At 39.2% G+C, this 25,157-nt stretch carries 23 protein-coding genes, 1 tRNA gene and 2 pseudogenes; 6 read left to right on the top strand and 20 right to left on the bottom strand.

The genetic code is table 11. The features are described 5' to 3' along the window. Positions 1–51 precede the first annotated feature (51 nt). The 3 genes and pseudogenes from H8744_RS18795 to H8744_RS00405 all read right to left on the bottom strand — a co-directional run. Positions 52–145 (bottom strand): annotated as a pseudogene (locus H8744_RS18795) (SDR family NAD(P)-dependent oxidoreductase); the annotation flags it as partial. Between the two features lie 368 nt (positions 146–513). Continuing rightward, on the bottom strand, positions 514–945 hold the full coding sequence (locus H8744_RS00410) for a GNAT family N-acetyltransferase (protein WP_262432941.1): 432 nt from the start codon (positions 943–945) through the stop codon (positions 514–516). Between the two features lie 103 nt (positions 946–1,048). Beyond that, positions 1,049–1,771: a DUF169 domain-containing protein gene (locus tag H8744_RS00405; RefSeq protein ID WP_262432940.1), complete on the bottom strand. Its 723-nt coding sequence runs from the start codon at positions 1,769–1,771 to the stop codon at positions 1,049–1,051. Between the two features lie 307 nt (positions 1,772–2,078). Here H8744_RS00405 and H8744_RS00400 point away from each other — a divergent pair, with 307 nt between their 5' ends. Beyond that, positions 2,079–3,353 (top strand): MFS transporter, encoded by a 1,275-nt coding sequence (locus tag H8744_RS00400; RefSeq protein WP_262432939.1) that lies wholly within the window; start codon positions 2,079–2,081, stop codon positions 3,351–3,353. A 279-nt stretch (positions 3,354–3,632) separates the two neighbouring features. Here H8744_RS00400 and H8744_RS00395 read toward each other — a convergent pair whose 3' ends face one another. Both H8744_RS00395 and mnmE read right to left on the bottom strand, forming a co-directional pair. Continuing rightward, positions 3,633–4,646 (bottom strand): hypothetical protein, encoded by a 1,014-nt coding sequence (locus H8744_RS00395; protein WP_262432938.1) that lies wholly within the window; start codon positions 4,644–4,646, stop codon positions 3,633–3,635. Positions 4,647–4,832: 186 nt separating this feature from the next. After that, positions 4,833–6,230 (bottom strand): tRNA uridine-5-carboxymethylaminomethyl(34) synthesis GTPase MnmE, encoded by a 1,398-nt coding sequence (gene mnmE, locus H8744_RS00390; protein ID WP_262432937.1) that lies wholly within the window; start codon positions 6,228–6,230, stop codon positions 4,833–4,835. Positions 6,231–6,357: 127 nt separating this feature from the next. Here mnmE and H8744_RS00385 point away from each other — a divergent pair, with 127 nt between their 5' ends. Together H8744_RS00385 and H8744_RS00380 are read left to right on the top strand one after the other, a co-directional pair. Next, entirely contained in the window at positions 6,358–8,256 is a 1,899-nt protein-coding gene (locus H8744_RS00385; protein ID WP_262432936.1) for a PAS domain-containing hybrid sensor histidine kinase/response regulator, read from the top strand. Between the two features lie 143 nt (positions 8,257–8,399). Beyond that, positions 8,400–9,050, top strand: coding sequence for an NAD(P)-dependent oxidoreductase (locus H8744_RS00380; RefSeq protein WP_262432935.1), 651 nt, complete (start codon positions 8,400–8,402; stop codon positions 9,048–9,050). On the opposite strand, the pseudogene H8744_RS18790 reads toward H8744_RS00380, so the two are convergent. The 5 genes and pseudogenes from H8744_RS18790 to H8744_RS00350 form a co-directional block, all read right to left on the bottom strand. After that, a pseudogene (locus H8744_RS18790) lies at positions 9,034–9,562 on the bottom strand (3'-5' exonuclease). The gene H8744_RS00380 and the pseudogene H8744_RS18790 sit on opposite strands and share 17 nt — an antisense overlap. Beyond that, complete coding sequence (locus H8744_RS00365; RefSeq protein WP_262432932.1) at positions 9,562–10,440, bottom strand: nucleoside phosphorylase; 879 nt, start codon at positions 10,438–10,440, stop codon at positions 9,562–9,564. Before H8744_RS00365 ends, H8744_RS18790 begins: the two are co-directional and overlap by 1 nt. A 116-nt stretch (positions 10,441–10,556) precedes the next feature. Then, complete coding sequence (gene floA, locus H8744_RS00360) at positions 10,557–11,555, bottom strand: flotillin-like protein FloA (RefSeq protein ID WP_262432931.1); 999 nt, start codon at positions 11,553–11,555, stop codon at positions 10,557–10,559. A 24-nt stretch (positions 11,556–11,579) separates the two neighbouring features. Continuing rightward, the gene (locus tag H8744_RS00355) at positions 11,580–12,050 is read right to left on the bottom strand and encodes an NfeD family protein (RefSeq protein ID WP_262432930.1); all 471 of its coding nucleotides are present in this window, start codon (positions 12,048–12,050) and stop codon (positions 11,580–11,582) included. Between the two features lie 7 nt (positions 12,051–12,057). Further along, on the bottom strand, positions 12,058–13,488 hold the full coding sequence (locus tag H8744_RS00350) for a tetratricopeptide repeat protein (protein WP_262432929.1): 1,431 nt from the start codon (positions 13,486–13,488) through the stop codon (positions 12,058–12,060). 259 nt (positions 13,489–13,747) lie between these two features. On the opposite strand from H8744_RS00350, the gene H8744_RS00345 reads away from it, so the two are divergent. After that, positions 13,748–14,494: a PP-loop family protein gene (locus H8744_RS00345; RefSeq protein ID WP_262432928.1), complete on the top strand. Its 747-nt coding sequence runs from the start codon at positions 13,748–13,750 to the stop codon at positions 14,492–14,494. Positions 14,495–14,619: 125 nt separating this feature from the next. Continuing rightward, a complete protein-coding gene (locus H8744_RS00340; protein ID WP_262432927.1) occupies positions 14,620–14,991 on the top strand; it encodes a DMT family protein in 372 nt (123 codons plus the stop codon). A 12-nt stretch (positions 14,992–15,003) separates the two neighbouring features. Here H8744_RS00340 and H8744_RS00335 read toward each other — a convergent pair whose 3' ends face one another. The 8 genes from H8744_RS00335 to H8744_RS00300 all read right to left on the bottom strand — a co-directional run bounded on the left by H8744_RS00335 (position 15,004) and on the right by H8744_RS00300 (position 21,736). Further along, a complete protein-coding gene (locus H8744_RS00335; protein WP_262432926.1) occupies positions 15,004–15,195 on the bottom strand; it encodes a hypothetical protein in 192 nt (63 codons plus the stop codon). A 433-nt stretch (positions 15,196–15,628) separates the two neighbouring features. Then, entirely contained in the window at positions 15,629–16,411 is a 783-nt protein-coding gene (locus H8744_RS00330) for a hypothetical protein (protein ID WP_262432925.1), read from the bottom strand. A gap of 901 nt (positions 16,412–17,312) precedes the next feature. After that, positions 17,313–18,323 (bottom strand): FAD:protein FMN transferase, encoded by a 1,011-nt coding sequence (locus H8744_RS00325; RefSeq protein ID WP_262432924.1) that lies wholly within the window; start codon positions 18,321–18,323, stop codon positions 17,313–17,315. A 17-nt stretch (positions 18,324–18,340) separates the two neighbouring features. Beyond that, entirely contained in the window at positions 18,341–18,922 is a 582-nt protein-coding gene (locus tag H8744_RS00320; RefSeq protein ID WP_262432923.1) for a manganese efflux pump MntP, read from the bottom strand. Positions 18,923–18,927: 5 nt separating this feature from the next. After that, a complete protein-coding gene (locus H8744_RS00315; RefSeq protein ID WP_262432922.1) occupies positions 18,928–19,710 on the bottom strand; it encodes a DUF6048 family protein in 783 nt (260 codons plus the stop codon). Beyond that, positions 19,667–20,176 carry a DUF6452 family protein gene (locus H8744_RS00310; protein WP_262432921.1) on the bottom strand — a complete coding sequence of 170 codons (510 nt, stop codon included), beginning with the start codon at positions 20,174–20,176 and terminating at the stop codon, positions 19,667–19,669. The genes H8744_RS00315 and H8744_RS00310 overlap by 44 nt, the downstream gene beginning before the upstream one ends. Positions 20,177–20,200: 24 nt before the next feature. Next, positions 20,201–21,154, bottom strand: coding sequence for a glycosyltransferase family 2 protein (locus H8744_RS00305; RefSeq protein WP_262432920.1), 954 nt, complete (start codon positions 21,152–21,154; stop codon positions 20,201–20,203). A 24-nt stretch (positions 21,155–21,178) separates the two neighbouring features. After that, complete coding sequence (locus H8744_RS00300) at positions 21,179–21,736, bottom strand: DUF4199 domain-containing protein (RefSeq protein WP_262432919.1); 558 nt, start codon at positions 21,734–21,736, stop codon at positions 21,179–21,181. Positions 21,737–22,053: 317 nt separating this feature from the next. Here H8744_RS00300 and H8744_RS00295 point away from each other — a divergent pair. Continuing rightward, positions 22,054–22,127: transfer RNA gene (locus H8744_RS00295), tRNA-Thr, on the top strand. Between the two features lie 187 nt (positions 22,128–22,314). Here H8744_RS00295 and eno read toward each other — a convergent pair. Together eno and H8744_RS00285 are read right to left on the bottom strand one after the other, a co-directional pair. Next, on the bottom strand, positions 22,315–23,601 hold the full coding sequence (eno, locus tag H8744_RS00290) for a phosphopyruvate hydratase (protein WP_262432918.1): 1,287 nt from the start codon (positions 23,599–23,601) through the stop codon (positions 22,315–22,317). Positions 23,602–23,739: 138 nt separating this feature from the next. After that, positions 23,740–25,113 (bottom strand): TrpB-like pyridoxal phosphate-dependent enzyme, encoded by a 1,374-nt coding sequence (locus H8744_RS00285; protein WP_262432917.1) that lies wholly within the window; start codon positions 25,111–25,113, stop codon positions 23,740–23,742. Between the last annotated feature and the right edge of the window lie 44 nt (positions 25,114–25,157).

Raw genomic sequence — 25,157 nt, 5'->3', positions numbered from 1 at the left:
GAGGAGTTTCTTCTTGGTTCATTTTCGGTTGACGGGTGGGGATTTTACTTGTTTTCTTCTTTTTGCCAAATTTACGGGCTTTTTCCCAAGCCGCTTTTCTGGCTTCGTATTCTTCATATTGCCTTTCTATGTAATTATCTGCCATGACTTTTTGTTCCATTTATCTGATTATGAAGCAAAGGTATCAATAATTATAAGGTTTTGCAATAGTTGGGCTTGTCATTTATGCGCTCATCCAGCTTCCAAAGGCAGTTGATGTTTACAACGAAATTATATGGCATTCATTTTCAGAACTTTGAAGGACTGGCTTTGGGGCAACTATATCCTTCACGATCCCTATTAATATTCGGTTTACTAGTGATTAATAGCTATCGTGCTGGATATTAATATCCACTCTGCCGGCCTTTAATATCCAACGCGATGACTATTAATAGTTGATAATTGAAACTTAATTCCTTTATAATGAGTGTGCTGCTTAAGTGATCAATATACTCGTTCAGGAATTATATGCTTTTATGCAAGTTGTAGGTGCAATATCGGGAACGGTTTGCCGGAAGCATCGGTTGAATCCCGCCCAATTATTCTAAATCCAATGTGTAAGTAGAATTGTAGAGCTGAGGTGTTCTGTTCATTTACATCAACTTTCTTAATCTTTTTATCATTGATTGCAATATGAATCAGTTGCTTCCCCAAGCCTTTTCCTTGTTCGTTAGGATGGACAAAAAGCATCTCGATAACTTCCTCGCTCAACCCCATGAATGCAGTGATTTTATTCTGCTCATCCCGTGTTACGTAAAGATCGACTTTGGGGAAATATTGTGGTACAATGGACTTGTAGAATTGAATATCTCCTTCTGTTAAGAAGTGATGGGTACTGCGTACAGATGCCTCCCACAACTGTAGCAGTTCATTGTATTCATGTGGTGTTGGACGGTTTGTTTTCATTAAATGAGTTTATATTGGACAAAGGTGGTGAAATTCTGAACGATCATAATAAACCTATTTGATTATCTGTTTCGAGCATTACAAATCAATATCTGTATCCCAATCAGCATCCTTTTTCAGAATTGATACGTCCTTTTACCTTTTCCCAAGCATGTGTATCGAAAAGGCAACATGACTTCATTGTTTCATACATTGTCTTAAAACGGCAGTAGGGGATTACAAAACTAAGTTCATTGGCACCGACGTATGGACGGACTGATGGGTCGAACAGACCGAGAAAGGTCCGGTGTCCATTCATTCGGTTTTCCTGTACTGCGGTAGAAATAATGTTTGAGCATCCTGAGCCGAACAGGGAAGTCACTGCATCGGTATCGTTGTTGTCAAAGCATGCCCAAGTGCATAGACCGGATAGTATGTCCGGGGTTGCAAAAAAGAGCAGGCCTTCCATATTGTCGAAACTATCCAATTGATCAATGCGGATGAAGTTCAGATATTTTTTATCCGTTCGTCTCACGTCTATTAGTTTGATGAATTCAAGAACCATCTCAGGCGTTTGTTTGTATCGTTCTTTAGTAGAAACAAATCCGGGTACATGCTCCGGCAATTCGGAAAATCCGGTGTAGAACTTCCCACCTCCGCAGCCGATAACCTCTGCATTCAGGCTTATGGGATTTCCTTCACGCACAGAATGAAGTCCCTTGAAAAAACAACCGTTTATCTTTTCTGTTTCAGCCAGTGGTGTGTCACTGTAATAAAAAGAAATGGGGAGGGAAGCATACGTTCCGAAAGCCTCTCGATAGTTTTGGATAAAACTCTGAATGTTCATAATTCCTGTTTTTAAGTTTCAATAAATGAATTTGTTTATGAGCTTGCTCGATCTACATAATATTCATAGCTATTCGTTTAACCAATGATGTCTATATACAAATGTAATAGTTTTCAGTTATAATATGATAAGTTGATATGAAAATTTTTGTTTGTGCATGAAATATGAATGTATGGATGAAGTTGTGTCGAAGTGCAGTTTGATTGAGAAAAAGAGCGACTATTATAAGTAAGATAATAATGCACTTTTACAAAACCTTCCAATGAGAAGAATTGTTGTGAAAACATAAAATCAAAATTATCTCATAATGATTCAAAAGGGAAATCCGGTTAGAGGAGTGAACGTCTTTGTCGCATTTACTATAATGCTGGTACTTTATTTTATAGTAGGACTTTTTACCGTAATCAATCAACAGTTTCAGATACCGCTGCAAACGGCTATGTTGCCTCATGATGGTAATATTACAAATGCATTAGTCACAATGTTGAATTTCTCATGGTTCCTTGCTTATCCACTGTCACAAGGATTTGGGACTCGCTGGTTAGAAAAATATGGGTATCGAAAAACATCTTTTCTTGCATTGCTTATACTTGTTGCGGGACTTACAATCTATGAAATAGCCGTACTTTTCCATATCTATATTCCGACAGAGATTTCAATCCTTGGCAACGAGATATCTGTCGGTTTCTTTATTTTTTTGTTGGGTTCCTTTGTTATCGGGATGGCTGCTACTGTCCTACAGGTAGTACTGAATTTATATCTTGCCGTTTGTCAAATAGGGAGTACGACTGCCCTGCAACGGCAGATGATCGGTGGCACGAGTAATTCTATTGGCATGGCTGTTGCACCGCTTATCATTAGTTATCTTATCTTTTATGGAACACCGCTGCATGACATTAGTACTAGACAATTTGTATTGCCACTTGCAGTTTTAATCATGTTGATGATGATTATGTCGTTTTTTGTAAACAGAGTACAAATGCCATCTATGGATAACGTCATACAATCCCCGGGAGAAAAGCTTGAAAAGAGCGTGTGGTCTTTCAGGCATCTTAAATTAGGTGTATGGGGTATTTTCTTTTATGTCGGTATCGAGGTAGCTGTCGGAGCTAACGTTAATATGTATGCTTCTGAATTAGGAGGAGCTTTTGCCTCTAATGCAACTCATATGGCAGCTTTATATTGGGGGCTTCTTCTTTTAGGTCGTTTTCTTGGTTCTTTCATCAAAAAAATATCTTCAGAGAGGCAACTAGTTATAGCTTCCGTTGGAGCCATTGCGTTACTTATAGTTGCCATGTTGTTAGCAAATCCTTGGATTTTGACAGGTATTGGCTTCTTCCATTCCATCATGTGGCCTGCTATTTTTACCTTAGCTACCAACAAATTGGGCATATATACAACAAAAGCTTCCGGAGTACTCACTATGGGAGTTGTTGGTGGGGGTATCATTCCTTTCCTGCAGGGGATTCTAGCCGACCTGATGGGTGGAAATTGGCATTGGACCTGGGTATTGGTCATTCTTGGAGAAGCTTATATTTTGTATTATGGCTTAAATGGATATAAGATAAAAAATGATGTCTGAAAGGACCTAATGTATATTTCACTCATAAAATAATTGCTTTCAATTACTTAATCACAGAAATAAAGGCGTTGAACCTCAATGCTTTATTAATCGATAGTGAGCTATACTTATTGTTGGTAATTGCTGTTTCGCTTGCCTTCCGATGCAAGAATTGAAAAAATATACAACTTATATTGTTGTAAATAAGATAGTTGGCATCTAAAACACACGTCGCTGAGCAACAAATCAGCGCCAAAAGTTCTTTAAATAGCATAGGTGGTATTTCGTTTTTGAAGATATTTATTGTCTTCTCAATCTTTTATCGACTAAAGCCAGATATTTTAATCCTGTTTGATCAATTACATTTTCAGGTTTTTCAATTTTACATGCTGAATAAATAGCGTTTAGGAAGCCGGGTATAGCACCTAAAACAGGACTGGCTAGTAATCCTATTCCTGCGGAAATAGTTCCACATATTGTTCCAAAAACGATATCACCTATATGGCTTTCATTCATCCTTGCGGATAATTCTTCTTTAGCCATTTTCATATCCTCAAGAGTTATTTTGAATAATGGCGATTCCGGAGTGATTGTTGGATTTAGAACTAATAGTTCTACTTTGTTGCTAAATGCGTTTAGCAAATCACGATGCTTATCTTTAAATCGTCTAAGATTGATCAAATCTATCTGTTTAGGATATGGTATCAAATTGTTAAGTATCAAATCTCTTTTATACTGTCTTGTTCGTAATTCAATATCTTGGTTTCGCATATATGTTGTAGCGAAACTACAATCAATCTTATCTGTAGCCGGCTGATAATCGATCTTATTAGCAATTACTGAAGTTAAAAAAATCATGAGTTCATTGGCAGTTTTCTTTTCTACATTATACCAATAACCGTCTATCCGTTCTGCCAATCCCATATGAATAAGATGGTGGAAAATTTCATCATCAAATTTATTAGCATGTAAGTGAGTAGTATTTTTCCTAAATGAGAATTTGTCTCTATGAATCTGATATGTTTTATTTTTTTCCAAAGATAATCTCCTTTTTTCTAAAATATTCTGTTTCACGTTCAGATAGTCAATAAATATTTTTGAAACCTCCCATGGATTTTCAAGAACAGTCATAGGATTTATCGGAGTGAGTAATTCACGTTGAATCACCTCCCGCATGAAAGGCTCATAGTGTTCTGGTTCATGGAAATATTGAGCTGGTACTATAGAACTAATATTGTCATAGTAAAGCAGGGCTCGTATAGTCCAATCAGTATTTGGTAGATTTATGTATGGATAGTATAATAGATTGTTCATTGTTTTCGGAATTACTTATGTACAAAGGTAACAAAATATGGTAATAAGTTTACCTTTTTAAATGAGATCATTTTGTTTTGTTGTTATTGTTATATGATGCTAATCATTTGATTTGTAGCTGTTTAATCTCTTTGTTGACTTTGGTTTAAAACGTTCAAATTATTGATTGTCAATGTTTTGTATAGGCTATTTTCCGATGCAAAACTTCATAAATATATTTTGTAAAATCATATCATTTGTAACTTCTCCTGCAATATCTGATAAATGGAATATGCAATCTCGTATATCTTGTGATAAAAGATCTCCGGAAAGATTGATGTCTAACCCTTGCTGAACACGATGAATGGCATCTAAGGCGCGTGATAAGGCATGATAATGCCTAACATTACTAACAATTACATCATTTTGAGTGACGGTAGGCAGATGGGTGGCACTAATTAATAATTGTTGTAATTCTTCTGTGTTATATCTATTCTTTGCAGAAATGAAAATGGAAGAAATGTGATTATGAGCTAAGTGAGAAACTAGTGAATTAATAGATTCTTTTTGCTCTTCTAAAATTAAGTCTGATTTGTTGAATGCTAAGATTACATATTTATTTTTGCAGTGAGGAAGTATCTTGCTTGAAAGTTGCTTTATTTGTGAAGACGCGTCGGTTGCATCAATCATCCAAAGTACAATTTCGGCTTGGTCAAGCTTTTGGAAAGTACGTTCGATACCCAAATTCTCGATAGTATCATTCGTATCACGTATTCCTGCAGTATCGATGAAACGAAATGTGATGCCACCAATATTTATAGTATCTTCGATAACATCACGTGTTGTACCGTGTATATCACTGACTATGGCTTTTTCCTCATTTAATAACACATTAAGAAGCGTTGATTTTCCCGCGTTTGTTTCACCGATTATGGCAACGGGAATACCATTCTTTATTGCATTGCCCACATTGAAAGAATTAACTAGCCGTTCGATAATCTTTTCTATTCCATCTGCTAAAGTTCTAAGGGCGGAACGGTCTGCAAACTCTACATCTTCTTCGCTGAAATCGAGTTCCAATTCAATCATGGATGTGAAGTTAAGAAGTTGTTCGCGAAGATTTGCCAATTCTTTACTGAATCCTCCTCGCATTTGGCTCATGGCTAGGCGGTGGGTGGCTGCGGACGAAGAGGCTATCAGATCGGCTACTGCTTCTGCCTGACTGAGATCCATTTTACCGTTCAGAAATGCACGTTGAGTGAATTCGCCAGGTTGTGCCATCCGACAACCATTTCTAATGAGTAATTGCATGACCTGCTGAAGAATATAGGCAGATCCGTGGCAGGTGATTTCTGTACTGTCTTCTCCCGTATAAGAGTGTGGGGCACGAAACAAGCTTACGAGTACTTCATCTAATAACTCATCCCCATTGTAGATACGACCAAAAGTTAGTGTATAAGGCTTTCGATCGGTGAGTCTCTTACCAACTTTGACAGGAGTGAAGATCTGGTTTGTAATAGCTATGGCATCGGCACCGGAAACACGAATGCTTCCGATGGCTCCCCCCTGTGCGGTGGCTATAGCGCAGATGGTGTCTTGGTTCATTATCACTATTTGTTTTTTGGCTTACAAAGATAGAACTTTCTTCTATAAAATTTGAAGTAAAGTGATATAAGATATGTTTTATTGTTCTATCTTTGTTGACATACACCGAACGAAACAATAGTAAAGTATGACAAATGTGGAAAATTCATTGTTTGAGGATTTTGCAAAACTGCAAGAAGAATATTTGAAAATAACCTCTGTTCTTGCGGGGCATAAGATTGCAATGTGGGAGTATGATATCCCTACGGGGAAATGTAGTTTTACTGATGAATATTTCCACATTCTCGGATTGAAAGACGCTGGTATTTCTTTTATGGATATTGATGATTTTTATCGTTTTGCCGCTCCTGAAGACATACTTCCTTATCGAATTGCTTTTGAAAAGATGTTGGAGTCCGATACGAAGACTTCGCAGATTATTGTCCGTTGTATCGGTGTTCATGGTGAAGTTATTTGGCTGGAAGATAATTTTATCTCTTATCAGAAGAATTCGGAAGGTCATCCTACTAAGATAATTGCTTATACTGCTAACGTTACTTCTCGTTGTGAAAAAGAATTGCAGATCAGGCATTTGGAGGAGCGAAACAGGAAAGTAATCGAGGCTTTGCCGGAGTTTATTTTTATTTTTGACGATAACTTTTTTATTCGTGATGTGCTGATTGCTCCGGGAATTGAATTACTCCATCCTGTCGAAGTATTGAAAGGAATCGATGGGCGTTCGGTTTATTCTCCTGAAGTGAGTGACTTGTTTATTCGAACTATTCATGATTGTTTGAAGGATGGGCAGTTAAAAGAAATAGAATATCCTTTGGATGTGGAAAGCGGGCGATATTATTTTCAGGCACGAATTGCTCCGTTCGAAAGCAATAAAGTACTTGCATTGATCCATGATATTGGTGAGCGTGTACGTCGTTCGCGAGAATTGGTGGAGGCAAAACAACGTGCAGAAGAGGCTGACAGAATGAAATCTGTTTTTCTTGCGAATATGAGTCATGAGATCCGTACTCCTTTAAATGCTATTGTCGGGTTCTCGGAAATTATTGCGCTTACGGAAGATGAGAAAGAAAAGGAGGAATACCTTCATATAATCCAACAAAACAGTAATTTATTGTTGCAGTTGATTAATGATATTCTTGATTTATCACGTATTGAGTCCGGTAAATCTGAGATGTGTTGTCAATTAACGGAGATGAGTAGTCTGGTAGATGAAGTCGAAAAAGTGCATCGTATTAAAATGAAGGATGGCGTGGAGCTGATCGTTAGCCGTCCTGATAATGAAATATGGATATCTACGGATCGGAATCGAGTAACTCAAGTGCTTTTTAATTTTTTATCGAATGCTATCAAGAATACTAAAAAAGGAAGTATTTCCTTAAGGCTCGTCATTGAGGGAGAATGGATAAAACTTTCTGTTGAGGATACCGGTTGTGGTATTTCCAAAGAAAAGTTACCCTTGATATTCAATCGTTTTGAAAAGATTAATGATTTTGTACAAGGAACAGGTTTAGGATTGCCTATTTGCAAAAGTATCGTTGAACGACTTGGCGGACGGATAGAGGTTGAATCTAAACCGGGTGAAGGAAGCACATTTGATCTTTATTTACCATACCGACAAGACCAATCAGAGAAAAGTGGCAAATATAATACGATGAATAATATTGTTCACAAGGGTGGCAGAAAGAAGATTCTGGTTGCTGAAGATGTTGAGGCAAGTTATTTACAAATAAGTGCTTTTTTGAGGAAGGAATATACTCTACTTTGGGTATCGAATGGTGAGGAAGCCGTTAATAGCTTCCTACGAGAAAAGCCCGACATGGTATTAATGGATATCCGAATGCCTGTGATGAATGGTATTCAGGCAACTGCTAAAATACGTACTTATTCAGATTCTGTTCCGATTATAGCAGTCACAGCCTATGCCTGCTGTAAGGAAAGTGAACAAGCTTTACAGGCTGGTTGTAATGAAGTAATAGCTAAACCTTATCCTTTGGAGAAATTGAAGGAAGTTATTGAAGCTTATTTGTAGAAGGACTTTTCTTTTACTATGGCGTATGGAGTATTACTATTCTGTAATTTTAAATTGGACAAGGTTGTTTTTTCCTTTCTTTGAGGTATTCAACAATTTGTTTTTGTGAGTGTTATTTATCCGGATGCTAAATAAATTACAGTATGAAGAATATCGTATTGATCGGAGCCAGTGGCTTTGTAGGTTCGGCTATTTTGAACGAAGCTCTGAACCGAGGATTTCATGTTACGGCGGTTGTTCGTAATCCGGAAAAGATTAAGATTGAGAATGAAAACCTTCAAGTGAAGAAAGCGGATGTCTCTTCACTTGAGGAAGTATATAATGTTTGTAAAGGGGCAGATGCTGTTATCAGTGCTTATAATCCCGGCTGGGATAACCCGAATATCTATAATGAAACGATTAAAGTGTATCTCAATATTATCGATGGAGTGAAGAAAGCCGGTGTGAATCGTTTTCTTATGGTAGGTGGAGCAGGTTCATTATTCATTGCTCCCGGGCTTCGGTTGATGGATTCAGGTGAGGTACCCGAAAAGATTCTACCGGGAGTCCGGGCTTTAGGAAGTTTCTATCTGGATTTCCTGAAAAAAGAAAAAGAGATTGATTGGGTATTCTTTTCACCCGCAGCAGATATGAGGTCGGGAGTACGTACCGGCAGATACAGATTGGGAAAAGATGATATGATAGTCGATAAAGTAGGTAACAGCCATATTTCTGTTCAGGATTATGCCGCTGCCATGATTGATGAATTGGAAAAGCCGGTTCATCATCAAGAACGATTTACCATAGGGTATTGACCGGATAGTAACTCTCAAGAAAATTGAGATAAAGCATTGCGCAGCCCCGTGCATCCGATAAAGCCTCGTGATGTTTTAGTGCAATACCCTGCCTTTCGCAGCAAGCACTCAAATTGGCAGGTTTATATCCTAAAGAACGGTAGATACGACAGGTGCATTCCCATTTTTCACTAAGTAGCAGTTCATCGTAATCAAGACCGTACATGTGCATGGTATGTTGTAGGACGGTGCGGTCGAATTGTTCATTATGGGCAACAATTGTTTTTCCCCTGTAACCGTTTTCTTACTTCGGGATAGATGGCATGAAACCCGGGCAATGATTCAGTCATGTCCGGGGTGATGCCATGTATTAAAATATTCGAACGCCAATATTCGTTTTCGGGAGGTTGGATGAGGCTGTAATATTCATCGGATATTACACCGTCTGTAACTGTTACAATGCCAACGGCACAAGCACTTTCCATATAGCCTGTAGCCGTTTCAAAGTCGATGGCGGTAAATGATAAATTCATTAAATTCTGTCGAGAACTGTTTTGATCAACGTGTCTATTGTATTCTTATAGCCAGTATTTGCCTCTTTTATCAATCGGTTGGCTATTACCATACAAACGGTCATGGCTTTATGTCCCATTAGTTTGGCAAGCCCAGCCAGTGCGGAGCTTTCCATTTCGAAGTTTGTAATTTTATGTCCGTTGTATTCAAACTTCTCTATCTTATCATTTTGATGTGGGTCTGCCAATGGTACACGCAGTTCACGACCTTGGGGACCGAAGAATCCACCAGCGGCAATTGTCACTCCACGAACCATGTCCTCTTTAGCTATACGGTCGATTAGGTCAGCATCGGCAGCTATCACATACGGAGCCGGAGCGCACATATTACCCGACCAGCCCATGTGATTGAGGAATGAACGTTCAAAAGGAAGGTCGCAGACAGCATTACGTCCCTCGTAAAAATTCAACAAACCATCAAATCCGATTGACTTCTCTGAACAGACGAAAGTACCTACCGGAGTATTCGGTTGGAGTCCGCCACAAGTGCCGATACGTACTAATTCCAATGACCGGAGATGTTCTTTTTCTTCGCGAGTCTGGAAATCTATATTTGCCAGTGCATCCAATTCGTTCATCACAATGTCGATATTATCACAGCCTATGCCCGTTGAAACCACGGTGATGCGTTTACCTTTATAGGTTCCGGTAATGGTTTTAAACTCGCGGCTCTCCACTTCAAATTCTTTTTTGTCGAAATGGGAAGCCACTAATGCCACGCGTCCGGGATCACCGACCAGAATCACTTTGTCGGCCAGTTGTTCCGGCTTTACATGCAGATGGAATATTGAACCGTCTTCGTTGATAATCAACTCTGAGGAAGGAAAATACTTTTTCATGTCAATAGGAGGTTACTAATAAACAAGTTCTTTTAATAAATAACGCAGAGTTCCATAAAGTGTTTATTAAATTAGGAAAACTCAATGGAACTCCGGTATTCTCGAATAGTTGTCAATTATTCGCTGAGAGGTTTGTCCGTATTGCTACCGACCGGCTTTGCTATATTTTCGCGCATAGACGTATCGGCTTGGATATTTTTCATTTTATAATAATCCATAATTCCCAGATTACCGTTACGGAAAGCTTCTGCCATGGCTTTCGGAACTTCAGCTTCTGCTTGAATCACGTTTGCACGTGCCTCTTCGGCTTTTGCTTTCATTTCTTGTTCCCGGGCTACAGCCATTGCGCGGCGTTCTTCGGCTTTCGCTTGAGCGATGTTTTTATCTGCATTCGCTTGGTCTATTTGTAAAGCTGCGCCAATATTCTTACCTATATCGATATCTGCTATGTCGATAGATAGGATTTCAAAAGCTGTTCCTGCGTCCAACCCTTTGCGGAGTACTAGTTTTGAAATAGAGTCCGGATTTTCAAGCACCGACTTATGATTTTCTGATGAACCGATAGATGAAACGATACCTTCACCTACACGGGCGAGAATCGTATCTTCGCCAGCACCACCCACTAACTGGCGGATATTGGCACGAACTGTAACACGTGCTTTGGCAATTAACTGAATACCGTCTTTTGCTACGGCTGTTACAGGGGGAGTATCGATTACTTTCGGGTTTACCGACATTTGTACGGCTTCGAATACGTCACGTCCTGCCAAATCGATGGCTGTAGCCATTTGGAATGGTAATTCGATACGGGCTTTTGAAGCAGACACCAGTGCATGTACAACTCTTTCCACGTGTCCACCTGCCAGGTAATGTGCTTCCAATTCATCGCGAGTAATGTTACTCAAACCAGCTTTATGGGCTTCAATCATACCCGGTACAATAATGTATGGCGGGACATTACGAATACGCATTAGGAAAAGCTGTACCAAAGAGATGTTGACTCCAGATACCTTGGCTGATAGCCAAAGGAAGAAAGGTACATAATGGAAGAAAAGAACCAGGAAGACAATTCCTCCCGCTATCAGAATGATAGTCAGATACATCGGTTCAAGCATAATGAGTTTTGAATTAAGTGAATATTAGGGTTTTTGTTTCTCTACATATATTATACCATCGGTAATCCGAGTGACAATGACCGGAGTTTTTTCATTGAGTAGTCCCTCTAGCGTTTTTACTTCAATAATGTTTCCGTTGATCTCCGCGTTGCCGATTTGTGCCAGACGGGTGATAGTTATCCCTGTATCGCCCACTTTTACTTTTTCGGCAGCACTTTTGTCTATTTTGGATGTGATATCTTTCTTTAGGGCAATCTTATCCAAGGTTTTAGACCGCATGAACCAGACAAGTGATCCGATGCATGCCACTCCTGAGACAACCAGAGTGATGAATCCGGCACCTGTACCCAAATTGGCAAATGCATAATAATTCGCATAAATGATGCATCCCAGTGCTGCGAACCCGGCAACACTGATTCCAGGAATGACAAACAGTTCTACAAGGAACAGTATGACAGCGGCAATAATGAGTACAATAATTATTAGTACATCCATAGTCTTGTTATTTTATAAGTTGTTTTTCTGCATTACGCACTTGGATAGCGAGGCTTTCCAATTCTTGTGATATTTGTTGTATCTGTTTTTCCAGATCGAGAATGGCTGGAGCTATTTTTGCTTTCTCGTCTTTACCCGCGCGGGCATACCACTGGCGTTGGTCGTCGAGCTTTTCCATCTGTTGGCGGTAGTCTTTCTCCTTTTGCTGATATTTTTTAAAAAACTCTTTTCCTTTCGGAGTTTTGAAATCGCTAAGGTGATAGTAAATTGTATGATCGTCAATGACAAATTCAAAATCGGCAATAAACTGCTCTTGCGGTTTATGATGAATGGCCGCATCCAGTCTTTTTTGGGCAGCTGCAACTTCCTTTTGATCTTTCCAGGTAGCTTTTAGTGATTTAAGTTGTGCCAATGCAACGATCTGCTTAGTATCCATTGCCTCGTAATTGTATACTCGCTTCGATTCGTTTGGAATAAATACATAAATACAAACTTTATCTTCCGGTTGAAAACGGTCTGAAGCAAACCAGCCCAGATTGTTGTACTCATCGATCACATACATGTAGTCATTGTAGGGTGAGTTGAAGGGCATTCCGACGTTTTCTGGTGAAAGATATGTATCAGTGTTAGTATTATAGCGGGTTACGAAGATGTCGTAGCCACCGATAGAATTGTCACCATCCGAAGCGTAGTAGATGGTTACACCGTCAGTCAGTACATAGGGATAGTTAGTATTGCCTGTGGCATTGATTTTATCGGGTAGAGGATATCCTTTGCTCCATTCGTTTTGTAGTTTGTTTTTAGACAAGATGTTCATCAATCCGTTCTTGTCAGCTTCTCCGTAATAAATTTTATTGCCCAATTCGGTTTCATAAACCGTCCCAAGATGCTTACCTTCCGTTTTGAAATAGTCATTGTATGTGAATAACTTGCCAGATTCCTCACTGATTTTATATGTATTCAAGAAATCCGTCTTATCTACCACAAAGCTGTCTATCACGCATACTTCTTCTACTCCTTTCAGCATTCGCAGATTAGATTTAGTTTTTTCAAGTAGCTTTTCAGCATCTTCCACCGGTTTTTTTCTTTTGGTAAGTTCGGCTATATATTCTTCGTAATTCTTGATCGCATCGTCAAAGCGATATAAATCGTTGTAAGTCTCTGCCAAATAGAGTTGTCCGGTCGGGATACGCTTCTTTACAGCTGTTTCGATATACTTCAAGGCTTCTTGCGGTTCCCCTGTTTTCAAGCAACTTACCCCGTACCACAGGTTATAGTTGCCATTTGCCGGTTGAGATTTTACAAATTTCTTAAATACCGGTTTGGCTTGTTCATATTCCCCCTTATTGTACATTGCTTTTGCTTGTTCCAATGTTTGGGCAGATAGGGTCGTTAATATAAAGCAAGATAAAAGGAATAAAATATGTTTTTTCTTCATGTTTCTAAGTTTTTAGCTTTCAGTTTGCAGACAGTATTTTAGAAGCAGTTTGATTTATCTCTTTAAAAATTTTAATCTGTTTCTTCAATTGAGTACGTTTATCTTTCGATCGTTTATACGTACCGTTATAGCCTGTAACTATTTCACGAGTTCAAAAATACGAATTAATCGGGAATATTCTATTTTTATGTTATTCTATTATGTTAATTCTTCTTTAAATCAATCTTTTCGCTTACTTTTGCAGCCGATTTTTGAAACTATGACAAAGTTTACAATAGAAGAGCAGGTATTGCGTCGTATTGATCGGAGATTTAGCAAGGGAGTAGTGCAGTATGGACTGATTGAAGAAGGAGATAAAATCTTGATTGGTCTATCTGGTGGGAAAGATTCGCTTGCTTTGGTCGAACTATTGGGGAGACGGGCACGTATATTCAAACCTAGATTCTCTGTTGTGGCTGTTCATGTAGTGATGAAGAATATTCCTTATCAAAGCGATTTGATGTATTTGCGTAGCCATGCGGAAGCTTTCGGTATTCCTTTGGTGGTTTATGAAACCTCTTTCGACCCTTCTACCGATACGCGCAAATCACCTTGTTTCCTTTGTTCCTGGAATCGTCGAAAAGCTCTGTTTACAGTAGCCAAGGAACTGGGTTGCAATAAGATTGCGTTGGGGCATCATATGGATGATATTCTTGAGACTTTGCTGATGAACATTACTTATCAGGGTGCTTTCAGTACAATGCCTCCGCGGTTGGTGATGAAAAAATTTGATATGACGATTATTCGTCCTATGTGTTTGGTGCATGAGTCTGATCTGTTGGAATTGGCCGAGTTACATCAGTATCAGAAGCAAATGAAGAATTGTCCTTATGAATCACAATCGAGCCGAAGTGACATGAAAGGGGTTTTACATCAACTTGAAGGTATGAATCCGGAAGCTCGTTACAGCTTGTGGGGGAGTATGACGAATATACAGGAAGAATTGCTTCCTGATAAAATAGAATGAATTTGCCGCTCTAGGACGTTCAAGAAGCGGATTGTGGATACCCGATGAAAGGGGATATAAACAGGTTGAGAATGAGAGGGGAGTTTGTAGCTTTAGGATTATTATTAAAGAAATAAAGATTGATTATGAAAGGTGTTTTTGCTATTTCGTTGTTGATTGTGTCGAATATATTCATGACATTTGCTTGGTACGGTCACTTGAAACTCCAGGAGACTAAGATGATTAGTAATTGGCCGCTCTACTTAGTGGTTTTGTTTTCATGGCTGATCGCTTTGGCCGAGTATTCTTGCCAGGTTCCTGCCAATCGGTTGGGCTTCAGCGGGAACGGTGGCCCGTTTTCACTGATGCAGCTCAAGGTGATTCAGGAAGTGATTACCTTGATCATATTCACGGTATTCTCAACTCTGCTGTTCAAAGGCGAATCTTTGCATTGGAATCATTTCGCAGCTTTTCTTTGCCTGGTTGCAGCGGTCTATTTTGTATTTATGAAACCGTAGGACAGAAGTTGATCAATTTCTTCTCTTCTTCAGCCAATCAAGGATATTGTAAATCATTGATAATGTACAACCCGCCAAAATCGCCAAAATCGCATAATCATACATTTCGGGATTTTCTCCCATTGCCGCCAAGATAAAAGCTCCAAAATAAACTGCCACAGCGGTATAATGAATGAATCTTATATTTATTTTCTTCCATGCCATATAGAACATAATTAAAATATTAAATAATAGACTGATTCACTAAAATTTTCCACCCCTGAATGGATGTGAAGAAATAAGAGTTCGCTAATAATTTGTTATTGTATATCAGTTATTTGGTGATAGCTAATATACGAATGTTTTTTATATAAGCTGTTATATTTCAATCATTTATTTAGGGGTGAAAAACTTTAGTGTCTATCGCTTTCCACTCTGTTCAATATATATTGCAAGGGTTGAAACTCACATGTTTGTCCGTTAAATATATTAACGTTTACGTACGCTATCAATGCCGTTACGGAAGCTATTTAAACCCAAAGAAAGTACGACATCGCATACTAATAGTGTTCAGAATCCCTTGTTGCTTCCTGCCTATTATTATTACAGGAGTGAGAAACTTTAGTAATAAATCATTTTATTAAAACATTTATTCGTTTTAACTAAAACACAACCAAATTGCATGAATCGTTGTTGCTATTGAAATCATAGTATTAGTATATCCCGTTGCCATAAAACCCACACCCACAAAAGTCACATCTATTAATAGATGTACCTGATCTTTGGTTAACATAGACACCGACTGGCTCCAGATCATTCTGTCACCCGGTGATATTCTTGAAATATGATTATTATCTCGTACAAATTCATTTATACCATTTATAATAACATACCTTACCTTTTTTAAGGATTCAAGTCTTAATTTCATTTCTTGCCTAGAAGACAAATCGAATGATTTATAGATTGTACGATTATAAAAAGCATCAATCTCGTCTGCTAATTTATCCTCATCTTTTTCAAAGATTAATGGCTCTATTGACTTTATAAATCCCATAAACACATAGCGTTCTTTTCGACTAAATTCTGATGGTTCAGAAAACATATGCGAAATAAAAGCTTGTTCTTCAGATGTTAAGCTGTTTATATAATTTGTCGCATATTGTATAAGATAATCTTCAGAGGAAATATTTGATCCTAAATTTGAAATTCGTTTTTTTTCTTCCAATATGGCGTTGTATATTCCTTCAAATAAAGTAGCATATCTATCGGACAGAATCTCTATATCGTTATCAGAATAAGTTGAAATATTTATTGTATTATTAAATAAGTTTTCTTTTGATGTTTTTAATTCATCGTCACTGCCTTTACAAGCCCCAAAACACACTAACAAAGAAAGATAAAAAACAAATACCTGTGATTTACTGAATAATATTTTTTTCATATTTGCAAATATTAAGATGTTGTAAATAATATATGGAATATTGTCATCTATTTGAAATAATTCAAATTTTGTAGTGAGTGAATACTACAATCCCCACTAATATATTTGCAAGAAATGTTATTAGAGGGGATAAACTAATTGAAATTATTTTTTCCAATTAGATTTAATTTCTTAGCCATATGTGAAATAAAATATAACATAATGCCTGAAATTAAAATACATTAAACAATATTTGCGATATAGATCTGTTTTAGAATTAATGATGTTTATTCAAAATAATAGCATCTCAATTTTAAACATATCTTTAACTTTCGAACTTTAGAGAGTAATGAAATCAATCATTGCTTGCAATTTACATATTTATTTTAAAGAAACCAAAATAAATAGCCGTAAAAACTGTAATCCTATATTGTATTAACATTGTTTATGACAATGCCTTGAAATAGCAACTTAAATTTTTTCAATATTGATACTAGCTCTTCTATGAGCTGTTTCTATTTGCCCAAATAAGTAGAAGGAAGTTGTTTATAAAATATTGGTATTTAAGTGGGCCGATATTTTATTCGCGGATTTACATAAGATATTTGTCTTTTATTATTGAATGTAAATATCATTTATCGATTGTTCCTGCTCATAAGTGCATGATGCAAATAACCTATCGTTGAAAAGATGATAATTTAAATGGTTGATTATCAGGTGAAATAAAAGCCTGTTTTACCTCGGTGATGAAGGAGGTGTTCCTCGGTGATGAGGAGGGTGTTCATCGGTGAGGAAGAGGGCGTTCATCGGTGGCCTTCAATGTGTTCCTCGGAGCCGGGAAAATGGCGGCATTTAAAGGTGTGAGCCGTGTAATGTATTTTCTCTTAATCAAGGGGATTTATAAAATTATTCTTTTTATGATCTATTGCTTTGTCATGTACTTCTTCATTCCTTCGGTGAAGAACATCTTGAAATCCCCATTTTCATCACTGTAAATGAAGCAAGCATCGATGGACGGGTGAGCATTGGCATAGGCTTCGGCATCTTCCAGTCCCATAACCATGAAAGCGGTAGCCAGTGCATCGGCAGTCATGCAGTCCTCTGCAATGACGGTGGATGAAAGAATGTTATGTTGAACTGGGTATCCTGTTCTTGGGTCGATGGTGTGAGCGTACTTTTTCCCATCCTTGTAATAATAATTGCGATAGTTGCCCGAGGTAGCCAATCCTACATCGGTTAGTTCTAGGATTGTTTGTATCTCTTGATTGACAGATAATGAATCGTCTATCGGCTTATTGATGCCAATCCGCCACAAACCTCCCCGTAAGTTCTTACCGCGAGCCACTATTTCTCCTCCGATGTCTATCATGTAATTCTTGATGCCTTTGCTATCGAGTAACCGAGCTACGACGTCGACCGAATATCCTTTTGCGACCGCACTGCAGCTAAGCATGATGCGGGGATCGGTTTTCACCACTTTTCCATCAATAAGTTTCACTTTGTCGTATCCTGTGATCTGCAGCAGGCTATCTATCATCAGTGAATTGGGAAATGCGCCTTGTTTGAATCCGAATCCCCAGGCGTTAGCTAGTGGAGCCACAGTGATGTCGAATGCACCTTTCGTTTCTTTTGAGATTTCTATCGATCGGTTGAAGCAAGTTTGGAAGAAACTGTCGGTAACGATCTCTTCATTTCTGTTGACTTGTGAAATGACGGAAGAATCATTGAAAGGTGAGAGTGAATTATCGAAACGTTTTAGTTCGGCCTCAATTTCGTTTTTTAGATCACCGTCATATTGGTAAGTGATGTTGTAAACAGTACCGAATACTAATCCATTGATGCTTTGGTACGGAGCGTTGTTATTGCGGATCAGTATCCAAACAGTGGCAAGTAGGAGTATGGCGAGCCAGATAAGACTTTTTTTTGACTTCATAATAAATTCCGGTTTAGTTAGTTGAAAAACAGATGTTCAATTAATATTTTGACCCCAATAAGTATCAGTATAATGCCTCCCCAGAGTTCGGCCCGTAGTTTGCGGGCAATTCCGCAACGACATTTGATACCGAAAAAAAGTCCGATGAGTGACATCACGAAAGAGACTAATCCGATAATGCCGATAGGATAGAGGATGGCTGAGTAATCTCGTATTCCCAGAAATGCGAATGATACACCTACTGCCAGTGCATCTATGCTGGTTGCTACGGCCATTGTGAACACCACTTTCAAGCTTGCCGGGTTGATGTCTTGACGGCAATCTTCGTCCTTGAAAGATTCAATAATCATTCGTCCACCCAGAAAAGCGAGGATGCCAAAGGCGATCCAGTGGTCGACACTTTCGATGAGATGGCTGAACGTGCTGGCACCTATCCACCCCAATAGAGGCATAAGAGCTTGGAAAAAGCCAAAAGCGAGTGCCATCGTCAGCATCGGTTTCCATTGGATACGTTTTAAAATAATACCGCTTGCAATAGAGACAGCGAAACAGTCCATCGCCAAACCAATTGCAAGCAGCCAAATCTCTAATCCTGTCATTGTAATTAATAAGGTAGTTTATACGTAAGAGTGTAAGTGATTCCCATATTTTTGGAACTGTATTTCCCAAATCCCGGTACCATCCAGGGATTGCCATGTTCACTGACGGAAGCAGATAGTCTGTATTTCATGCGTAATGCCCATCCCATATAGAAGTTTTTGTAAATCTTTACTCTTACTCCCGCCACTATTTCGAACCATTGCATGGTAGCTTTGAGTCCGGCATAGTCGTAAGGTACACTTCCTCCCCAGATAGGGTCCATGAGGCTTGGGTTTTCCATTGAGCCACCGAATTCTGTATCAGGTATAGGTAAACTGCTAATGTCGTATTTCATCGGGCAGAAAGCATAACGGAGACCCACGTACAAATAACTGTTCTTCTCTTTCTTTTTGGACATGGTGTTGTAATCCATTCCGATGCGGAAAAAGGGAGAACTACCTTTATAGTGAATACCCGTATCGTTCCAAGTATCGGTGGTGCCAAAACCTACTTCAGCTGTAGGTAGGAACTTGTTTTTCAGGTTCACCGTAACATTTACTTCCGAACTCAGGAAATCTCCACCGAAAAGTTTACTTCCGATGCCAAAAATATCTACGCCAACGTATGTGCCGTTGTAGAGGGGAACTATTTCTTTAGGTTCCTCTTTCACGTTCTTTTTCTGATCTCTTTTAGGGGTAGGATTGACATACGGCCGTTGCTGGGCACATACCGAAGTTCCTACTACTAACAGGATCAGAATAAAGCTAATCGCTGAAGCGGTAGAGTAATTTAAGATTTTCCGTACCATCCGTATTGGCTTGTTTGTTGACTATTAAGATTGTATCTAATTCTTGCCTGCTCGAACGAACGTCGAGGATGCTTTGCTTCATGCTGTAACCACAATCCATTGATTCAAAGTAAGGGGTGTTACTTTGTTTGATATATACCGTATCGCACAAAGTACGGTCGGCTCCATAGGCATAATAAAGAATGAAGACCGTTGAATCGGATGTAAAACGTAGTGGAAGCATCAGGGTGTGAACATCTTTTTGATTGTTGATGATGATAGAATCCGTTCCAAGCGCTGTTACCGTTAGCGAATCAAGCGTATCTTTCAATTGTTCTTTAGTGTCTGGATTTGTAGTAAAGAGCGTACAATTTATCATGGGCCGGCCGGTTATCGAACAGTCGCTATCATCGGAACACGATGAATAAGTACCGATGGTAGTACCGGCAATGAGGAAAATCAGGAATAGTCGAATTAAATTCTTCATAATGGGTTGTTTTTTTTATGTGGTTTAGATTATTTTCTCTATCTGGTAATTGTTACGCTCCGGAGAATTACGCGAAATCAGTTCACCAATAAATCCCGCCAAGAACAACTGCGTGCCGATGATCATAGCCGTAAGTGATAAATAGAAATAGGGGGAATCTGTCACCAAACGGTAGGGCAAACCATTGTACATGCTATATAATTTGGTAACACCCACAATGATGACCGAAATAAATCCTAGAATAAACATCAGTGAACCTAGAAGCCCGAAGAAGTGCATGGGCTTTATTCCGAAGGTAGAGAGGAACCAAAGTGTGATCAAATCCAGATAACCATTGAAGAAACGATTCATGCCTCCGAATTTAGTTTTACCAAACTTCCGTGCCTGATGCTGTACCACCTTTTCTCCTATTTTCTTGAAACCTGCGTTTTTTGCCAAATAGGGGATATAACGGTGCATCTCGCCATAAACCTCAATGTTTTTCACTACTGCTTTGCGATAAGCTTTCAGTCCGCAGTTGAAATCGTGCAGATTTTTGATGCCTGAAACCCTTCTTGCCGTGGCATTGAACAGTTTGGTCGGTATAGTTTTGGAAAGTGGATCGTATCTTTTTTGTTTCCAACCGGATACAAGGTCGTAACCTTCCTTTGTAATCATGTCGTAAAGTTTCGGTATTTCATCGGGACTATCTTGCAAGTCGGCATCCATTGTAATGACAACTTCTCCTTCTGCTTGTTCGAATCCACAGAACAATGCCGGAGATTTGCCATAGTTACGACGGAATTTAATTCCTTTCACAGCTTTCGAATTAGCTTTGAGCTGTTCGATAATCTCCCATGAACGGTCTGTGCTGCCATCGTTGACAAAGATGACTTCGTATGAATAACCGTTAGCTTTCATAACTCTTTCAATCCAGGCATATAGTTCCGGGATTGATTCTTCTTCATTGTACAAGGGAATAACGACAGATATATCCATTTTCTTCAAATTACGAATTACAAATTACGGTTGTGGGGTAATATTCGGGGTTTCAGCCCGGTTCCCACGTTTCATAACGAACAAGCCAGTAGGAATTGCCAATAAACTACCGACAATTACATCCCATGATAAGAATTGCATGGTAAAATCAACCGGTGTAAGCGTACGTGCTGTATCGATTACGTTTCTTATGAATTCCTTTTCCTCATCTGTCCTCTGGAGTATTTTGGATGCTTCATCCACCAACTTTGAATATTCATTCAGTACAAAACCGTGATCAATAAATTGGAAGTATATGTAATGAGCAACTGCTACAAGCAGGGAGGCGAACATGTACATAAACAGGGTAAAAAGGCAGGCATGTGCAAAGCTGATTACTCCTCCGCATACTTTATTACGGTATGTCTTGGCATAGTGGTATCCTAAAAATGGTACACCAAGCGTCAGGCTCAAATAAAGAAAAGAGAGGAACGGGATAGTAAATCCAAGTGGAAATAAAATAAATTTGAATATCCAGTACGCTCCCATATATGTGCCGAAATGCATGGCATATTTTTGCAGGTAATTTCTGTTCTCTATCATATTTAAGTTCTAAAATAGCGCACAAAGGTACAAATAATATTGTTTGGTGACGGAGATCGGGCTGTTAAAGTTAATAAAGGTCATAAAGATGCGTGTAGGAAGTCATTTTGCCTTCGATAAATGCTTGTGATACAGTGAAATGATTTTTTATATCTGAAAAAATATAGCATAACTATTGCAGATTAAAGAAAAAGGCGTACCTTTGCAACCGCAAAACGGGTAAGTCCTATACGGCCAGCTCCCTTCGAATCCTCCAGGGCTTGATCGCAGCAAAGGTAGTTGGTTGTAGCGGCGCGATATAGTAAGCTTACCCACCCGCCTCTTTAGCTCAGTTGGCCAGAGCACGTGATTTGTAATCTCGGGGTCGTTGGTTCGAATCCGACAAGAGGCTCAAAATGATGGAAGCATCTTCGGCAATACCGGGGATGCTTTTTTATGTTTGGAGGATTGGCATTAATCAATAGCGGGCAATGATTTACATTTGATGGATCAATGTAATAAGCGAGTATATAAGAAATGGGCGCGATGTTTATAATTATATATAAACGCCACGCCCAATATCTGTTTATGCAAAGGATTTATTTCCGAGAAATCTTTTTATATCCATATACGGCACGATCACCCAATTCTTCCTCGATGCGTAACAATTGGTTGTATTTTGCCATACGATCCGAACGGCTCAGTGATCCGGTTTTAATTTGTCCACTGTTTGTTGCTACAGCAATATCTGCAATGGTAGCATCTTCTGTTTCACCGGAACGGTGGGAGGTTACAGTGGTATAACCATTGCGGTGTGCCATTTCTATGGCATTCAACGTTTCCGTCAGTGAACCTATCTGATTTACTTTGATAAGGATAGAATTTGCACATCCTTCTTCGATACCTTTTTCCAAGAAGTCGACATTGGTTACGAATAGGTCATCACCAACCAATTGGCAACGGTTGCCTATGCGTTCAGTAAGTTTCTTCCAACCTGCCCAGTCGTTTTCACTCATACCATCTTCGATAGAATCGATTGGATATTCGTTGATAAGCTTTTCTAAGTAATCAATCTGTTCATCTGCAGTGCGCTTCTTACCTTTGGCTCCTTCAAATTTGGTGTAATCGTAAATTCCGTCTTTATAGAATTCGGATGAAGCACAGTCCATAGCAATCATTACATCTTTTCCAGGAACATATCCGGCAGCTTTGATAGCAGCAATGATAGAATTCAGTGCATCTTCGGTTCCTTCCAGGTTGGGGGCAAAACCACCTTCATCACCTACAGCGGTGCTGAGACCTCGGTCTTTTAATACTTTTTTCAGCGCATGGAATACTTCGGCACCCATTCGTAGCCCTTCTTTAAATGATTTGGCACCGACGGGCCGAATCATGAATTCTTGGAAAGCTATCGGGGCATCACTATGAGAACCGCCATTGATAATATTCATCATCGGAACCGGTAATACATATGTATTTGTGCCACCGATATATCTGTAGAGAGGAATGTCAAGATAGTTAGCAGCTGCCTTTGCAACAGCGAGCGATACGCCTAATATGGCATTTGCACCCAGATTCGATTTTGTCTTCGTACCATCGAGAGCCAGCATGGCTTTGTCAATACCCATCTGGTCAAGAGAAGACATTCCTATCAAATGAGGAGCAATGATGTTATTAATATTTTCAACTGCTTTCAATACACCTTTACCGCCATAGCGATTTTTATCGCCATCGCGTAATTCCAATGCTTCATGTTCACCTGTTGATGCTCCCGATGGAACCGATGCACGCCCCATGATGCCTGATTCTAATACTACGTCTACTTCTACTGTGGGGTTACCTCTGGAGTCGAGGATTTCGCGTCCTGTAATTCTTTCTATTTTCATTGTTTCTCTTATTGTTTTTAGATATTTGCAAATATACTTACTTAGAAGGAGTAGAGGAATCACTATGAATAGGTATATGGTGAATCTCTCCCTACCGATAAGTCAGTAATTAAATAACATACAATAAGTGATGTTTGTTCAATTACCCACTTGTTTTCCTATTTCATCCAGATTCTTCTGAATATCTTCGTCGGTTAAAGAGTAATTGACCAGGTCTCCGGAAAGATATTTATCGTAGGAAGCCATATCTATCAACCCATGTCCGGACAGGTTGAATAATATAACTTTTTCTTCTCCGGTCTCTTTGCATTTTTCAGCTTCGCGAATAGTTGCAGCTATGGCGTGGCAAGATTCGGGAGCCGGAATAATTCCTTCTGCTTGGGCAAAAAGACAACCGGCATCGAATGATTCCAATTGCTTTATATCTACTGCTTCCATTAATCCGTCTTTTAGTAATTGTGATACAATCACACCGGCACCGTGATAGCGCAAGCCACCTGCATGGATATTTGCCGGAGCAAAATTATGTCCTAATGTGAACATGGGTAATAAAGGGGTATATCCGGCTTCATCACCAAAATCGTATTGGAATTTACCCCGCGTCAATTTAGGACAGGAAGCCGGTTCGGCAGCGATGAAACGAGTTTTTTTCCCCTCCAGTATATTGTGACGCATAAACGGAAATGTGATACCACCAAAATTGGAGCCTCCTCCGAAGCAAGCTATTACCATATCGGGGTACTCACCGGCCATTGCCATTTGCTTTTCTGCTTCCAGTCCGATTACTGTTTGATGCAAAGTAACATGGCTGAGTACGGAACCTAATGTATATTTACAGTCGGGAGTAGTTTGTGCCAGTTCAATGGCCTCTGAAATGGCTGTTCCGAGTGATCCCTGATGATTGGGGTGTGCTGTTAATATATCTTTGCCAGCACGGGTGGACATAGATGGGGATGGAGTTACTTGGGCTCCGAATGTTTGCATGATACTACGTCGGTAGGGTTTCTGTTCATAACTGATCTTTACTTGATACACGGCAGCTTCCAGCCCGAAAAGTTTGGCGGCATAAGCTAATGAAGCTCCCCATTGCCCTGCTCCGGTTTCGGTAGTTACATTTTTGACTCCCTCCTTTTTGCAGTAATACGCTTGGGGGATAGCAGAATTTAATTTGTGTGATCCCATTGGGCTTACACTTTCATTCTTGAAATAAATGTGCGCAGGTGTTCCTAAGGCCTTTTCTAAACCGTAGGCACGAACTAGTGGGGTACTGCGGTAGTATTTATACATTTCTCGTACCTCCTCGGGTATTTCAATCCATCGATCACTTTGGTTCAATTCTTGACGGCATAACTCTTCTGCGAAAATTGGATACAAATCTTCAGATCGCAGTGGCTGTTTTGTGACCGGGTTTAATGGGGGCATCGGTTTATTCACCATGTCTGCTTGGATATTATACCAGTAATGTGGGATTTCCTCTTCAGGTAATATATACCTCTTTGTTCTGTTACTCATGTAATTGTAGTTTTTATTCTTTTGAGTGCCAAATGTAGATATAA

Origin of the sequence: Jilunia laotingensis, assembly GCF_014385165.1 — a bacterium.
Lineage (GTDB): Bacteria > Bacteroidota > Bacteroidia > Bacteroidales > Bacteroidaceae > Bacteroides > Bacteroides laotingensis.
Note: the sequence above shows the minus strand (reverse complement) of the source record. Positions and strands in the feature narration are given on the sequence as shown.

Excerpts from the sequence above, each read along its gene's own strand:
- H8744_RS00410 (WP_262432941.1), bottom strand. The coding sequence starts at position 945 with ATGAAAACAAACCGTCCAACACCACATGAATACAATGAACTGCTACAG.
- H8744_RS00405 (WP_262432940.1), bottom strand. The coding sequence starts at position 1,771 with ATGAACATTCAGAGTTTTATCCAAAACTATCGAGAGGCTTTCGGAACG.
- H8744_RS00400 (WP_262432939.1), top strand. The coding sequence starts at position 2,079 with ATGATTCAAAAGGGAAATCCGGTTAGAGGAGTGAACGTCTTTGTCGCA.
- H8744_RS00395 (WP_262432938.1), bottom strand. The coding sequence starts at position 4,646 with ATGAACAATCTATTATACTATCCATACATAAATCTACCAAATACTGAT.
- mnmE (WP_262432937.1), bottom strand. The coding sequence starts at position 6,230 with ATGAACCAAGACACCATCTGCGCTATAGCCACCGCACAGGGGGGAGCC.
- H8744_RS00385 (WP_262432936.1), top strand. The coding sequence starts at position 6,358 with ATGACAAATGTGGAAAATTCATTGTTTGAGGATTTTGCAAAACTGCAA.
- H8744_RS00380 (WP_262432935.1), top strand. The coding sequence starts at position 8,400 with ATGAAGAATATCGTATTGATCGGAGCCAGTGGCTTTGTAGGTTCGGCT.
- H8744_RS00365 (WP_262432932.1), bottom strand. The coding sequence starts at position 10,440 with ATGAAAAAGTATTTTCCTTCCTCAGAGTTGATTATCAACGAAGACGGT.
- floA (WP_262432931.1), bottom strand. The coding sequence starts at position 11,555 with ATGCTTGAACCGATGTATCTGACTATCATTCTGATAGCGGGAGGAATT.
- H8744_RS00355 (WP_262432930.1), bottom strand. The coding sequence starts at position 12,050 with ATGGATGTACTAATAATTATTGTACTCATTATTGCCGCTGTCATACTG.
- H8744_RS00350 (WP_262432929.1), bottom strand. The coding sequence starts at position 13,488 with ATGAAGAAAAAACATATTTTATTCCTTTTATCTTGCTTTATATTAACG.
- H8744_RS00345 (WP_262432928.1), top strand. The coding sequence starts at position 13,748 with ATGACAAAGTTTACAATAGAAGAGCAGGTATTGCGTCGTATTGATCGG.
- H8744_RS00340 (WP_262432927.1), top strand. The coding sequence starts at position 14,620 with ATGAAAGGTGTTTTTGCTATTTCGTTGTTGATTGTGTCGAATATATTC.
- H8744_RS00335 (WP_262432926.1), bottom strand. The coding sequence starts at position 15,195 with ATGGCATGGAAGAAAATAAATATAAGATTCATTCATTATACCGCTGTG.
- H8744_RS00330 (WP_262432925.1), bottom strand. The coding sequence starts at position 16,411 with ATGAAAAAAATATTATTCAGTAAATCACAGGTATTTGTTTTTTATCTT.
- H8744_RS00325 (WP_262432924.1), bottom strand. The coding sequence starts at position 18,323 with ATGAAGTCAAAAAAAAGTCTTATCTGGCTCGCCATACTCCTACTTGCC.
- H8744_RS00320 (WP_262432923.1), bottom strand. The coding sequence starts at position 18,922 with ATGACAGGATTAGAGATTTGGCTGCTTGCAATTGGTTTGGCGATGGAC.
- H8744_RS00315 (WP_262432922.1), bottom strand. The coding sequence starts at position 19,710 with ATGGTACGGAAAATCTTAAATTACTCTACCGCTTCAGCGATTAGCTTT.
- H8744_RS00310 (WP_262432921.1), bottom strand. The coding sequence starts at position 20,176 with ATGAAGAATTTAATTCGACTATTCCTGATTTTCCTCATTGCCGGTACT.
- H8744_RS00305 (WP_262432920.1), bottom strand. The coding sequence starts at position 21,154 with ATGGATATATCTGTCGTTATTCCCTTGTACAATGAAGAAGAATCAATC.
- H8744_RS00300 (WP_262432919.1), bottom strand. The coding sequence starts at position 21,736 with ATGATAGAGAACAGAAATTACCTGCAAAAATATGCCATGCATTTCGGC.
- eno (WP_262432918.1), bottom strand. The coding sequence starts at position 23,601 with ATGAAAATAGAAAGAATTACAGGACGCGAAATCCTCGACTCCAGAGGT.
- H8744_RS00285 (WP_262432917.1), bottom strand. The coding sequence starts at position 25,113 with ATGAGTAACAGAACAAAGAGGTATATATTACCTGAAGAGGAAATCCCA.